Annotated in this window: 13 protein-coding genes; 5 read left to right on the plus strand and 8 right to left on the minus strand. The window is 65.0% G+C overall.

Translation table 11 applies throughout. The features are described from left to right. On the minus strand, positions 1 to 387 hold a 387-nt coding region (locus tag WA702_RS14865; protein ID WP_425111292.1), incomplete at its 3' end, for a tetratricopeptide repeat protein. Between the two features lie 44 nt (positions 388 to 431). Here WA702_RS14865 and WA702_RS14870 point away from each other — a divergent pair. The 4 genes from WA702_RS14870 to WA702_RS14885 all read left to right on the plus strand — a co-directional run bounded on the left by WA702_RS14870 (position 432) and on the right by WA702_RS14885 (position 5,168). Beyond that, positions 432 to 1,478: a ligase-associated DNA damage response exonuclease gene (locus tag WA702_RS14870; RefSeq protein WP_425111293.1), complete on the plus strand. Its 1,047-nt coding sequence runs from the start codon at positions 432 to 434 to the stop codon at positions 1,476 to 1,478. After that, positions 1,475 to 3,349: an ATP-dependent DNA ligase gene (locus tag WA702_RS14875; protein WP_425111295.1), complete on the plus strand. Its 1,875-nt coding sequence runs from the start codon at positions 1,475 to 1,477 to the stop codon at positions 3,347 to 3,349. The genes WA702_RS14870 and WA702_RS14875 overlap by 4 nt, the downstream gene beginning before the upstream one ends. 106 nt (positions 3,350 to 3,455) lie before the next feature. Next, complete coding sequence (locus WA702_RS14880; RefSeq protein WP_425111296.1) at positions 3,456 to 3,758, plus strand: DUF6460 domain-containing protein; 303 nt, start codon at positions 3,456 to 3,458, stop codon at positions 3,756 to 3,758. A gap of 123 nt (positions 3,759 to 3,881) precedes the next feature. Further along, on the plus strand, positions 3,882 to 5,168 hold the full coding sequence (locus WA702_RS14885; protein WP_425111297.1) for an MATE family efflux transporter: 1,287 nt from the start codon (positions 3,882 to 3,884) through the stop codon (positions 5,166 to 5,168). Positions 5,169 to 5,303: 135 nt separating this feature from the next. Here the strand turns inward: WA702_RS14885 and WA702_RS14890 are convergent, their stop codons facing one another. The 3 genes from WA702_RS14890 to WA702_RS14900 form a co-directional block, all read right to left on the minus strand. After that, on the minus strand, positions 5,304 to 6,398 hold the full coding sequence (locus tag WA702_RS14890) for a quinone-dependent dihydroorotate dehydrogenase (protein WP_425111298.1): 1,095 nt from the start codon (positions 6,396 to 6,398) through the stop codon (positions 5,304 to 5,306). Next, positions 6,395 to 6,739 (minus strand): DUF952 domain-containing protein, encoded by a 345-nt coding sequence (locus tag WA702_RS14895; protein WP_425111299.1) that lies wholly within the window; start codon positions 6,737 to 6,739, stop codon positions 6,395 to 6,397. The genes WA702_RS14890 and WA702_RS14895 overlap by 4 nt, the downstream gene beginning before the upstream one ends. A 173-nt stretch (positions 6,740 to 6,912) precedes the next feature. Further along, on the minus strand, positions 6,913 to 7,692 hold the full coding sequence (locus WA702_RS14900; protein ID WP_425111300.1) for a class II aldolase/adducin family protein: 780 nt from the start codon (positions 7,690 to 7,692) through the stop codon (positions 6,913 to 6,915). A gap of 206 nt (positions 7,693 to 7,898) precedes the next feature. On the opposite strand from WA702_RS14900, the gene WA702_RS14905 reads away from it, so the two are divergent. Next, positions 7,899 to 9,257: an FAD-dependent oxidoreductase gene (locus WA702_RS14905; protein WP_425111301.1), complete on the plus strand. Its 1,359-nt coding sequence runs from the start codon at positions 7,899 to 7,901 to the stop codon at positions 9,255 to 9,257. 154 nt (positions 9,258 to 9,411) lie between these two features. On the opposite strand, the gene WA702_RS14910 is transcribed toward WA702_RS14905, so the two are convergent. The 4 genes from WA702_RS14910 to WA702_RS14925 form a co-directional block, all read right to left on the minus strand. Then, positions 9,412 to 11,049: a lysine--tRNA ligase gene (locus tag WA702_RS14910; protein ID WP_425111302.1), complete on the minus strand. Its 1,638-nt coding sequence runs from the start codon at positions 11,047 to 11,049 to the stop codon at positions 9,412 to 9,414. 196 nt (positions 11,050 to 11,245) lie between these two features. Next, on the minus strand, positions 11,246 to 12,160 hold the full coding sequence (locus tag WA702_RS14915; protein ID WP_425111304.1) for a transporter substrate-binding domain-containing protein: 915 nt from the start codon (positions 12,158 to 12,160) through the stop codon (positions 11,246 to 11,248). 97 nt (positions 12,161 to 12,257) lie between these two features. After that, on the minus strand, positions 12,258 to 12,854 hold the full coding sequence (locus WA702_RS14920) for an SCO family protein (protein WP_425111305.1): 597 nt from the start codon (positions 12,852 to 12,854) through the stop codon (positions 12,258 to 12,260). Between the two features lie 23 nt (positions 12,855 to 12,877). After that, positions 12,878 to 13,111, minus strand: a complete 234-nt coding sequence (locus tag WA702_RS14925) for a hypothetical protein (RefSeq protein ID WP_425111306.1) — start codon at positions 13,109 to 13,111, stop codon at positions 12,878 to 12,880. Positions 13,112 to 13,175 lie beyond the last annotated feature (64 nt).

Here is a 13,175-nt window from a genome sequence, read left to right on the forward strand (position 1 = left end):
CGGCGCGCGATAATGCAGCCGCTGCGTCAGCTCGGCATCGAAGCGCGGCGCATATTGATCAAACAGCGAGCGCACATAGGCCTGCGGCATCGCGGCCACGGGCACGGCGCCAAGCCGCATCAGCCGCACACCGGCGCCGTGACGATCGTCGGGATCGGCTGCACCGGCCTTCTGGAACGCCGCGACCGCCGCGTCCCGCTCACCAAGCTCCTCACGAATATCGCCCAGCGAAAACCAGGCCGATGCGAACTTCGGTGCGACCTCGATCGCTTGCTCCAGCACCTCGGCCGCAGCGGCGAGATCGCCTTCGCGCTGCAGGCCGCGGGCGAATTCATAGCGGCGGTCGGCGATCAGATCGCCGGAAGAGAGGAACAGGCGGCCAGGCATGATGGAACTGGTTGCGGACTCGATCGGTTGCTGATGTGCCCTATATGACAGAAATGCGCCCGCAAGACATCCTGATGCCTGCCACCGCCGGCCTGTGCTGCCAGATCGGCGGTTTTCATATCGACCCGACGCGGCCGGTGGAACGGGCGCTGATCACGCATGGCCATTCCGATCACGCCCGATCAGGCCATGGTGCGGTGCTGGCGACGCAGGAAACGCTCGACATCATGCGGCTGCGCTATGGCGAGAATTTCGCTGGCAGCACGCAGGCGATCGGCTATGGCGAGCAGGTCAGGCTCGGCGAGACCAACGTGAGCTTCCATCCGGCGGGCCACGTGCTGGGCTCGGCGCAGATCAAGGTCTCCAGCGGCGGCACCTGCGTCGTCGCGTCGGGCGACTACAAGGATGTGCGCGACCCGACCTGTGCGCCATTCGAGCTGGTGCAATGCGACGTCTTCATCACCGAGGCGACGTTCGGCCTGCCGGTGTTCCGGCATGGCGATGCTGCGGCCGAGGTGAAGAAGCTGCTCGCCTCCGTTGCGTTGTTCCCGGAGCGCGCGCATCTGGTCGGCGCTTATTCGCTTGGGAAAGCCCAACGCGTGATCGCACTGATCCGCGAGGCCGGCTACGACGCGCCGATCTATTTGCATGGCGCGATGGACAAGATCACACGGTACTACGCCGATAAGGGCATTCCGCTCGGCGAGCTGCGCCCGGTGAAGGGCATGAAAAAGGCCGATCTCGCCGGCACCATCACGCTGGCGCCGCCCAGCGCGACCTCCGACCTCTGGACTCGTCGCTTCCCCGATCCGGTCACGGCGTTCGCGTCAGGCTGGATGCGGGTGCGGGCGCGCGCCCGCCAGCGCGGCGTCGAGCTGCCGCTCGTCATCTCCGACCATGCCGATTGGGACGGACTGACGGCGACGATCGCCGCGACCGGCGCCGCCGAGATCTGGGTCACGCACGGCCAGGAAGACGCGCTGGTGCATTGGTGCAAGACCAAGGGCCTTGCCGCGCGGCCGCTCGACCTGGTCGGCTATGGCGACGAGGAGGAGAGCGAGGTGGTGGCAACGGAGGAAGCGGACGCATGAACCGCTTCGCCGAGCTGCTCGACCGCCTGGCCTATGAGCCCGGACGCAACAACAAGCTGCGCCTGCTCACCGCCTATTTCCGCGAAGTCGAGGATCCCGACCGCGGCTACGCACTGGCGGCACTCACCGGCGCGCTGTCGTTCAAGCACGCCAAGCCCGGCCTGATCCGCGACCTGATCGCCGCCCGCACCGATCCGGCGCTGTTCGCGTTGTCCTATGATTATGTCGGCGACTTGTCCGAGACGGTCGCGCTGATGTGGCCGAAGGCGCATCGCGAGCAATCTTTTCCGGGCTACCCCCCGCCCCAGCCCTCCCCCACAAGGGGGGAGGGAGCCGAGCGGAGGCTGGGACTGATATCTCGCGCGACAGCCGACAGTGACGGGGACACATATCTTCTCTCCGAGGGCGCCGCTCTCACCGTTCCCTCCCCCCTTGTGGGGGAGGGTCAGGGAGGGGGGTACCGCACATTCGATGCGAATGAGGAATCAAGGCTTCCACACTTCCACAACAACCCGCCGCCCCCCACCCTCACCGAGGTCGTCACCACCCTGCGCACGCTCGGCAAGACCGAGCTGCCGCGGCAGCTTTCGCGCTGGCTCGACGAGCTCGACGAGACCGGCCGCTGGGCGCTGCTGAAGCTCGTCACCGGCGCCTTGCGCATCGGCATTTCCGCGCGCCTCGCCAAGACCGCGGCCGCTGCACTTGGCAACAAGGACCCGCATGACGTCGAGCTGATCTGGCCCGGCCTCACGCCGCCCTATCTCGACCTGTTCGCCTGGCTGGAGGGGCGCGCCGACAAGCCGGTCAATCGCGATCCGGCGCCGTTCCGTCCCGTGATGCTGGCGCATGCGGTGGAGGATGAGGACTTTGCCAATATGGATGCGGCCGACTACATCGCCGAATGGAAATGGGACGGCATCCGCGTGCAGGCGGTCAGCGGCCGCGAGTCCGATGGCCACATGGTGACGCGGCTGTATTCGCGCAGTGGCGAGGACATTACGCCAAGCTTCCCGGACCTGCTGCCGTCACTGCATCTGCCAGGTGCGCTCGACGGCGAGCTGCTGGTGCTGCGCGGCGGCCGCGTGCAGAGCTTCAACGTGCTGCAGCAGCGGCTGAACCGCAAGACCGTGTCGCCGAAGCTGATGAAGGACTATCCGATCCACTTGCGCGCCTACGACCTGCTCCACGACGAGGACAGCGATTTGCGCGAGCTGACCTTTGCCGCGCGGCGCACGCGGCTGGAAGCCTTCGTCAAGAAGCTCGACGATCCGCGCGTCGACCTGTCGCCGACCATTGCCTTTGCGAGCTGGGACGAGCTGGCCGCCGCGCGCGCCGATCCGGCTGCGGCCGGCGGCGGCGAGGATGCCGAGGCGGTCGAGGGCGTGATGCTGAAGCGGCGGGATGCGCTCTATCTGCCCGGACGGCCCAAGGGTCAGTGGTGGAAGTGGAAGCGCGATCCGCACATCATCGATGCCGTGCTGATGTATGCGCAGCGCGGTCACGGCAAACGTTCGTCCTATTACTCCGACTACACGTTCGGGGTCTGGACGCCCGGCGAAGGCGGCGACCAGCTGGTGCCGGTCGGCAAGGCCTATTTCGGCTTCACCGATGAGGAGCTGTTGCAGATCGATCGCTTCGTCCGCCGTAACACCACGGAAAAGTTCGGCCCGGTGCGCCACGTCGTCCATGAACCCGACCAGGGGCTGGTGCTGGAAGTGGCTTTCGAGGGGCTGCAGCGCTCGGTGCGACACAAATCCGGCGTCGCGATGCGCTTCCCGCGCATCAATCGCCTGCGCTGGGACAAGCCGCCGCGCGAAGCCGACCGGTTGGAGACGCTAGAGAGGATGCTGAAGGCGGAAACGTCGCCATAATCCCGAGATTAAATGCCGGTAACTCGCTTGCGGCGCGCAGGCAGGTTCCCCACCTGCCCTGCGTCGCCTATAATAGTGTGCGAATCCGCTTCCGGAGATGAATGGAATGTCGAACGACGTCAGGGATTACCCGGCCCGCAGCCAGGATAACCTCTCCCGCTTTCTCGGCGGCTCGCCGCTCGCGGTGGCGTTCCGGCTGATCCTGCTGTCGGTCCTGGTCGGCGTGGTGCTGTCGGCGATCGGCTTCGATCCGCTCAACATCATCTATAGCATTCGCCTGCTGGTGCAGCGGCTCTATGAATTCGGCTTCGATGCCTTCAACTGGCTGTGGCGCTATTTCCTGCTCGGCGCCGTGATCGTGATCCCGATCTGGTTGCTGTCGCGCGTGCTCGCGCCACGCGGCCGATAACCTGAAGGACTAGCCTCACACGGGGAACGCCGCTAAACGACGCGCTGGCGGAGGATATGGGTATCCTCCGCCAGCGAGGCGAAATTGCATCAACCGAGACCGGCTCCCGTCACGAGCGCACAGGTGTTTTCCATCGCCGGGCCGGCGATGGTCGCCAACCTGACCACGCCGCTGATCGGCATCGTGGCGACCACGGCGATCGGCCGGCTCGGCGAAGCCAGCCTGCTCGGCGGTGTCGCGATGGCCTCGGTGATCTTCGATTGCCTGTTCTGGCTGTTCGGCTTCCTACGCATGAGCACGCTCGCCTTCACCGCGCAGTCGCTTGGCGCCGGCGAGACCGACGAAGTCCGCATCGTGCTGGTGCGCGGACTGCTGATCGCGGCTCTTGTCGGCACCGTCCTGATCGCATTGCAGCTTCCGCTGGCGGCGCTGGTGTTCGACGCGATGGGCGGCTCGGACGCCGTCAGCCATGCGGGGCGGACCTACTTCGCGATCCGAATCTGGTCCGCGCCACTTGCGCTTGCCAATTATGTCGTGCTCGGCTGGCTGGTGGGGCAGGCGCGCGCGCGGCTTGCGCTGGCCGTGCAGATCACCATCAACCTCATCAATGTTGCAGCGACCCTGGTGCTTGTAACGCTGTTCGACGCCGGCATCGCAGGCGCAGCCAGCGCCGCCGTGATCGCGGAAGGCGCCGGCATCGTGCTCGGGCTGATCGTCGCGCGCCGTCTGCAAGCCGAAGGGCTGGCGGCATCATGGCAGGTGCTGCTCGACGCCGAGAAGCTGAAGCGGATGTTCGTCGTCAATCGCGACATCATGATCCGCACCGCGGCGCTGATCGGGGTGTTTTTGTTCTTCAACGCGCAAGGCGCGCGCGCCGGCGACGTGACGCTGGCGGCGAATGCGGTGCTGAACAACTTCCTGCTGGTCAGCGCCTTCTTCCTCGACGGGCTCGCCAATGCCGCCGAGCAGCTCTGCGGCCATGCCATCGGCGCGCGCGACCGGCGCGCGTTCACCGGCGCGACCGGCCTCGTCATCGCCTGGGGGTTCGGCTTCTCGTTGCTGGTCACCATCATGCTTGCGCTGTTCGGGCCTGCGCTGATCGATGCGATGACTTTGAGCCCGCCGGTGCGGCTCGCGGCGCGCGACTTCCTGCTCTACGTGACGGTCTCGCCACTGCTTGCGGTGTTCGCCTTCGGCTTCGACGGCATCTATATCGGCGCGACCTGGGCGCGCGACATGCGCAATCTGATGGTGGTCTCGCTCGCGCTGTTCCTGGCGAGCTGGTTCGCGCTGCGCGATCTCGGCAATACGGCGCTGTGGATCGCCTTCCTGGTCCATTACGCCGCCCGCGGCGGCCTGCAGGCGGCGCGCTACCCGGCGCTGGTGAGGCAGTCGTTTGGAAGCAAGTGAGCCCGAATAGTTGCAGCATTTTCCAGTGTCATGCTCCGCGAAGGCGGAGCATCCAGTACTCCGTGACAGCGGTGATTGAACCGAGGCACCACGGCGTACTGGATCGTCCGCCTTCGCGGACGATGACAGCTGGGCTTAAACCGGCCAGTCTTCCGCCGTGATCGTCGCGGCATCGGCGCCGACGATCTCCGACAGCTGGTCGCGCCCGGTGCGCAGAAGCGTCGAGGCGAGATCGGCCTTGATGGAATCGACCAAGCCGATGCCCTTGTAGACCAGCGAGGAATAGAGCTGGATCAGGCTGGCACCAGCGCGGATCTTGGTCAGTGCCGCGCCGCCGGAGTCGATGCCGCCGACGCCGACAAGCGGAAACGCCCCCTCCACGCGCACGAACGTCTCCGCCACCATCCGGGTCGAGAGCCGGAACAGCGGCCGTCCCGACAGACCGCCCTGCTCCTTGACGCGCGTCTGCTCGCGCAAGGTCGTGGGCCGCGACAAGGTGGTGTTGGACACGATCATGCCGTCGACCCGGCGCGAGCGGGCGACGTGAACGACGTCATCGAGCTCGGCGAGACTGAGATCGGGCGCGATCTTCAAGAGCACCGGGGTGTCGCCGGATTTCTCCCGGACGCGATTGCGCGCCTCGATCACCTTGGCAAGGAGATCGTCGAGCTGGGACGCCTGCTGCAGATTGCGCAGGCCCGGCGTGTTCGGCGACGAGATGTTGACGGTGAAGTAGCTCGCCACCGTGGCGAAGGTCTCGATCAGCCGCACATAATCGGCGACGCGGTCGGACGAATCCTTGTTGGCGCCGATATTGACGCCGACGATGCCGCCGAGATGAGCGCGGCCGGCGAGCCGCCGCAGCACCACGTCGGCGCCATCATTGTTGAACCCCATGCGGTTGATGACAGCCTCGTCGCGCTCAAGGCGGAACAGGCGCGGCCTGGGATTGCCGGCTTGCGGCTTCGGCGTCACCGAACCGATCTCGACAAAGCCGAACCCGAGCCGCAGCAGTGCGTCCGACACCTCGCCGTTCTTGTCGAAGCCGGCGGCCATGCCGACCGGGTTGGGGAAGTTAAGGCCGAAAGCGCGAACCGCGAGCTTGCTGTCATCCGGGCGCGACTTCACCGGAGGCAGCAGTTTCAGACCCTGGATCGCCAGCCGATGCGCATCCTCGGCATCGAGCCAGCGCAACAGCGGCAGCGAGAAGGTGTCGAAGGCGCGGATCACGGCTTCAACTCGGGAATGTCGTGGCTGCCGTCGGCCCGCGTGTGCATCTCATGCACCGATGTCACCGCGCCGATATCGAGCTCGCCATAGAGGTGCGGAAACAGCTCGTCATCGCGCGCGGGCTCCCAGCGCAGAGCGTCGCCCAGCTTGTCGGCCTCGACCTCGACGAGGAACAGCGCCGTCTGGCCGGCAAAATGCTTGCGCGCGGTGCCCTCGACCTGCGCGGCCGTCGAGAAATGGATGAAGCCGTCCCTCGCATCATCAGCGCTGCCCCGATAGGTGCCCTGCCGCTCGGCCTCACGCCACGCCGATGCGGAGCAGATTTTATAGATTTTGGGCACGTCTCAAGGTCCTGCTTGGGATGTTGAGTTTGTTGGCTTTTTTGGGCTGGCCGCCGACCGTATGGGCGGGGCGGCCGAACTCAAGGCCGCCCGGTCCCTGAAGGGGTAAAGGAATCAGGCAGGAAATCAAGCTACCGACTCTGGTAGTCGGGACGTCGCGGTATCCGGACCTGTCAGGTCGCGTAGTCCGGCTCCTTGCGGTCCAGAATCCGCTTCAGCGCGTCGAAATGACGCTGTGCCGGGCCCGGCTTGTACATGCTGCCGCCGGCAAAGCTCTGCCTGGTCTTCTCGACCACGGGATCCGGCAGCTGCTTCAGCCGCTGGCCGGTCCACATTGCATAGATCTGCACTTGGGCCACGCGCTCGAGATAATAGAGCCGGTCATAGGCGGCGGCGATGGTCTCGCCCACCGTCGCGATGCCGTGATTGGCCATGAACAGAATGGTCTTGTTGCCGATCACCCGCGCCAGCCGCTCGCCTTCTGCCGGATCGAAGGCCGGGCCGGTGTATTCGTCGTCATAGGCGATCTGGCCGGACATGCCGACCTCGGTCTGGCCGATCTCCTTGATGCGCGGATCCTCCAAACGGGTGAGCGCGCTGGCAAACGGCATGTGCGTGTGGAACACCGCCTTGGCCTGCGGCAGCGCCTTGTGGATCGGCGCATGGATGCAGTAGCAGGAGCGCTCGACGTCGCCTTCACCGCTCTTCACCAGGCCATCGTCGATCCCGACCTCCATGAAGCAGGACGCCGTCACCTCCGACCAGTGCATGCCGAACGGGATCTGATAGTAGCGGTCGCTATGATCAGGCACGACATAGGTCAGATGATTGAAGATGCCTTCGCTGAAGCCGTGCATGTAGGCGAGCCGGTGCGCAGCGGCGAGATCGACCCGCGCCTGCCACGCCTCGGTGCTGCACTCGGCCAGCGTCTTCGGCGAAACCCTGAATTGCATGCGCCTTCTCCCTGCTCGCTTGGCCCGCCTCTTACGGGCGGGCGATTGTTGATGTCCGGATCGTAACCCAGAGCGGGCGCAGCATCGGCTGAAATCGCAGCGGACCTCCCATCTCGATTTGCAAGCCCTGCGCGTTCGCGCTGGTCGACCGGCGTCTTCAGCGTTACAGAGGGCAGCGCCGGTGCTGACACGTCAGGGAGATCGTCTTGGTTCAAACAGTTGTTCGCGAGTCGAACCGTGACACCGGCGTCCTCGGTTCTTACGACGTCGTGGTCGTGGGCGGTGGCCCAGCGGGTCTCGCCGCCGCCACCTCGGCTGCCAGAAATGGCGCCGATGTCCTGCTGGTGGAGCGCTATGGCTTCCTCGGCGGCATGGGCACAGCCGGTGGCGTGACCAACTTCGCCGGCCTGTTCGGGCTGGTGCATGGCGAAACCCGTCAGGTCGTGCACGGCGTTGTCGACGAACTGCTGGACCGGCTCGACAAATTGGGCGGCCTCAACGAGCCGCAGCAGGGCCTGCAGGGACGGATCACGGTCCGCTCCTACGACGTCTCCGCGCTCAAATGCGCGGCCGACGATCTCCTGCTCGACGCCAGCGTGAAGCTGCTGTTCCACGCCGTCGCCGTCGATGTCGTGATGCAGAATGATCGCATCACTGCGTTGGTGGTCGAGACCAAGTCGGGCCGTCGCGCCATCCAGGCCAAGTTGTTCATCGACTGCAGCGGCGACGCTGACCTGGCGGCGCGCGCCGGCGTCCCTTTTGAGACCGGCGACGGCCATGGCGGTGGCCTGTTTCCGACCATGATGTTCCGGGTCGGCGGCGTCGATCCTATTAGTGCAATTGCGGCGATCGGCGAGTTCAAGACGATCGACCGGCTGATGAGCGAGGCCGCCGGCCGCGGCTATCGGTTTCCGCGCGAAGGCGCCATCGTCCGGCCGCAGAAGAACCCGACCGAATGGCGCGTCAACGTCACCCAGATCCGCAACGCGCAGGGCAGCGTGATGGACGCCACCGATGCGCTGCAGCTCAGCGATGGCGAGATCGAGGGCCGCCGGCAGATCCAGGAATATTTCCGCTTCCTGAAGAACGAGGTGCCCGGCTTCGCGCACGCGCATATCGTCGAGATCGCCCCACAGGTCGGCATCCGCGAGAGCCGGCGCATCGATGGCCTCTATCAGCTCTCCGGGCAGGACATCGTCGGCTGCGCCGATTTCGACGACACCATCGGCGTCAATGCCTGGCCGATGGAAATGCATGTCGCCGGCAAGGTCGAGTGGGGATTTTTTCCGGACGGCAGCCGCGGCTTCTGCCAGCTGCCGTTCCGGATGCTGCTGCCGAAAGGCGTCTCCAATCTGGCCGTCGCCGGCCGCTGCGCCTCGATGACGCATGAAGGCCAGTCAGCGGCGCGCGTCAGCGGCGCCTGCTTTGCGATGGGCCAGGCCGCAGGCACCGCGGCAGCGATGGTCGCCGCTGAGACAACCAACATCTCACTTCGCGAGCTCGATGTGACCGCGCTGCAGAAAAGGCTGGTCGAACAGGCCGCCTATCTCGGCACCGATGCGTAAGGCCGACGCGCGGGAAAAGCCAACAGCCGTCATTCCGGACGACGCGCGAACAGCGCGTCGATCCGGAATCTCGAGCCTATTGAACGAACTTATCAGATCGAGATTCCGAGTTGGCGGCGCTATGCGTCGCGCCCCGGAATGACGAGCGATTGGATTACGCCGACCGCGCCAGCGCCCCGTCGATCATGCTGACGGCGTTCGGCACGCCGTAGACCGCGACGAAGGAGCCGAAGCGCGGGCCCTTCTCCTGGCCGAGCAGCACCTGGTAGAGCATGTTGAACCAGTCGAGCGACACGCCGGGGCGGCCGTCCTTGCCCTGCTTCTTATGGTCGAGGAACGGCTCGCGGCGGCCGATCTCGTAGACCACGTTCTGGATATCCTCGGCTGAGGCGTTGGTCTCCAGGTTCGACAACGCATCGCGCAAATCCTGCAGCGCTGCCCGCTCGCCCTCGGTCGGTTCGCGGAACGTTTTGGTCGGCGCCACGAAGTCGCGATAATAGTTGATGGCGTAGCCGACCAAAGCATCGAGCTTCGGATGCGTCTTCGGCGTTACGCCCGGACGGTAGCGGCCGATAAAACCCCACAAAGTCTCGGCATTCTCCGCATTCGACGACGACACCAGGGTCAGCAACAACTGGAAGGTGACGGGCATGTCGGCTTTCGGCGGATGGCCGGAATGGATGTGCCAGACCGGATTGCCGAGCCGCTGCTTGCCGTCCTGCTTCGGATAACCTTCGAGGAACTGCTGGTAATCGTCGACATTGCGCGGGATCACGTCGAAATACAGCCGCTTCGCCGCCTTCGGCTCGCGGTACATGAACAGCGACAGCGATTCCGGCGAGGCGTAACGCAGCCACTCGTCGATGGTCAGTCCGTTGCCCTTCGACTTCGAGATCTTCTGGCCCTTGTCGTCGAGGAACAGCTCGTAGTTGAAGCCCTCAGGCGGCGTGCCGCCGAGCGCCGCACAGATCTTGCCGGACAGCTTAACCGAATCGATCAGGTCCTTGCCTGCCATTTCATAATCGACACCGAGCGCATACCAGCGCATCGCCCAGTCCGGCTTCCACTGCAGCTTGCAATGGCCGCCGGTGACGGGCAGCGTGACGCGCTCCTTGGTGTCGGGATCGTCGTAGGAAATGGTGCCGGCCTTGGCGTCGTGCTCCGTGATCGGCACGTACAGCACGAGCCCGGTGCGCGGACAGATCGGCAGGAACGGCGAATAGCTTGCCGCGCGCTCCTCGCGGAGCGACGGCAGCATGATCGCCATCACCTTCTCCAGCCGCTCCAGCATGCGCAGCAGCGCGGCGTCAAAGCGGCCCGAGGTGTAATACTCGGTCGAGGACGCGAATTCGTAGTCGAAGCTGAACTGGTCGAGGAACGAGCGCAGCCGCGCATTGTTGTGCGCGCCAAAGCTGTCATGGGTGCCGAAGGGATCAGGCACCTTGGTCAAGGGCTTGCCGAGATGCTGGGCCAACAACTCCTGGTTCGGCACATTGTCGGGCACCTTGCGCAGGCCGTCCATGTCGTCGGAGAAGGCGAGCAGGCGCGTCTTGATCTTGTCCTCGGTCAGCACGCGGAAGGCGTGGCGCACCATGGTGGTGCGCGCGACCTCGCCAAAGGTGCCGATATGCGGCAGGCCGGACGGGCCGTAGCCGGTCTCGAACAGCACCTCGTCTTTCGGGTTTTTCTTCAGCCGGTTCACGATCGCTGTCGCCTGCTCGAACGGCCAGGCGTTGGATTGTTCGGCGAGCGCCCGCAGGTCGCTCGGGCTGATGGGATCGATCGTGGACATTTTGGAAACAGCTTCTCCGAAGGCAGCAAAGGCGCAACTATAGACCGTAGGGTGGGCAAAGCGAAGCGTGCCCACCGATAAGACGGTGCTGGTGATGGTGGGCACGCTGCGCTTTGCCCACCCTACGGACCTCGTCCGCGAATCTCGAGATTCGGCGTTCGCCGTCTTCGACGCGCCCCGGAACGACGACAAGCCGCTAAAACGGACTGACCGAAAAATAGCGCAGCCATAGATCGGTGTAGCGGCCTTTTTCCCAGATCCGGAACAACGCCCAGTTCAGTGCCTGACGCAACAGGTCGTTGCCCTTGCGCACGGCGATGCCGATGCCCTCGCCGAAATAGCGGCTTTCGACGAAGGGGCCGCCTGAGAAGGCACAGCAATCGCCGGAATCGGTGCCGTTGATCCAGAATGCCAGCGAGATGCCATCGCCGAAGATGAAGTCGACGTCGCCCCGCTTGAGCGCCGCCCGCATCGCGTCGCTGTCAGGATAGGACTTGATCTCGGCGTCGGTGAACATCGCCTTGAGGTAGGCCTCATGCACGGAGCCTGCGATGGTGCCGATCTTCTTGCCTTCGAGATATTCCGGGCGGATGTCCGTCAATACGGATTCCTTGCGCGACACGAAGCGGGCCGGCGCGCGGTAATAAGGATCGGAGAAATCGACCCGCGTGCGCATCTGCGGCGTCACGGCGATCGAGGCGATGACGGCATCGCCTTTATTGGAAGTGAGCGCGTCGAGCAGGGTATCGAATCGGCGCATCTGGACGGTGCAGGTGACCTTGATCTCGTCGCAGATCGCCCGCGCCAGATCGACATTGAAGCCGGCCGGGTTGCCGTCCGGCCCGGTGAAGTTGAACGGGGGGTAATCGGTCTCGGTCAGGAAGCGAATCACCGTGAGCCGCGACAGGTCCGGCCGCTCGGGACGGCGCCGCGGGTCCCAGAAGCCGGGCACGGCCTGGGGGGCAGCCTCGACCGGTGCCTTCGGCAGGGTTTGGGCCGAGACCACACCCGGCGCCAGGCCAGCAGCCAGAAGCACGCCAAGCGTAAGCCCCGCCATCAGGCGGCGCCGCAGTGGCTGCGATCTTACGCGTTGGAGCAAGGCTGTCGGCACCGGCGATTTCGGGATCGGAGCCTTATAGATGATCCCTATCGAAATTCGAGTGCCGATTATGCGACTTGGAACCGGAGGTCCCAAATCGTTAACGGCGCTAAATATATTTCTTCAGCTCGGCCGCCGCCTGCTCGGGAGGCTGCTTGAGGTTGAAGGGCGAGACGAAGTGGCCGTCGCGGTCCATCAAATAGACCAGCGCAGTGTGGTCCATGGTGTAATCGCCGTCCTTGAGCGGCACCTTCTTGGCATAGACCCGGTACTCGGCGGTGACCTTGGCCATCACCTCCGGATCGCCCGTCAGCCCCTTGAGGTGCGGATCGAAGCTCGAGAGATAGTCCTTCATCGCCGCCGGGGTATCACGTTCCGGATCGACCGAGATGAAATAGGCGTTCACGCGGTCGGCATCCGGCCCCATCGCCCGCAGCACCTCGGATATCTCGAACAGCGAGGTCGGGCAGACGTCCGGGCAATGCGTGAAGCCGAAGAAGATCAGGGTCGGGCGGCCCTGCAGGCTCTTGTCGGTGACGGTCGCGCCACTCTGGTCGGTGAGTTGGAACGGACCGCCGATCGCGGCCGGCGCGGCAATATTCCTGCCGCCGCCCATCACCAGGAACAGCAGGATGAGTCCGACGAGGAGGCTGGCCGCAAACGATCCAACGATCACCAGCGGACGGGCCGAACTGCTCTGCTGCATTTTCAACTCCCGTTAACGGCCGATCAGAAGCAGGCCTGGAGGCCCGAGACGATCATCTCGAAAAACACGGCTGCGCCATAGTGAGCCCACAGCGCCAGTGCACCAGCCAGCAACATCCCGGCACCGGATCCGACAGCAATCCACACCACCTGTATGGTGCGCCGGGCTTGCGACGGCATCTGTTGCGGTGTCGAAACGGGCTGGATCATGGCGAGGCTCATATGGCCACCGGCGTCTCCGCCGACGGCCAATTCCATGCCCCTGAAATAGGCCTCTGATATGACCGAGGCAAGCGCGATGGCGGTCGGTCACGCCATGCTG

The organism is Bradyrhizobium sp. (genome assembly GCF_049798375.1).
In the GTDB taxonomy this organism is placed as follows: Bacteria; Pseudomonadota; Alphaproteobacteria; order Rhizobiales; family Xanthobacteraceae; genus Bradyrhizobium.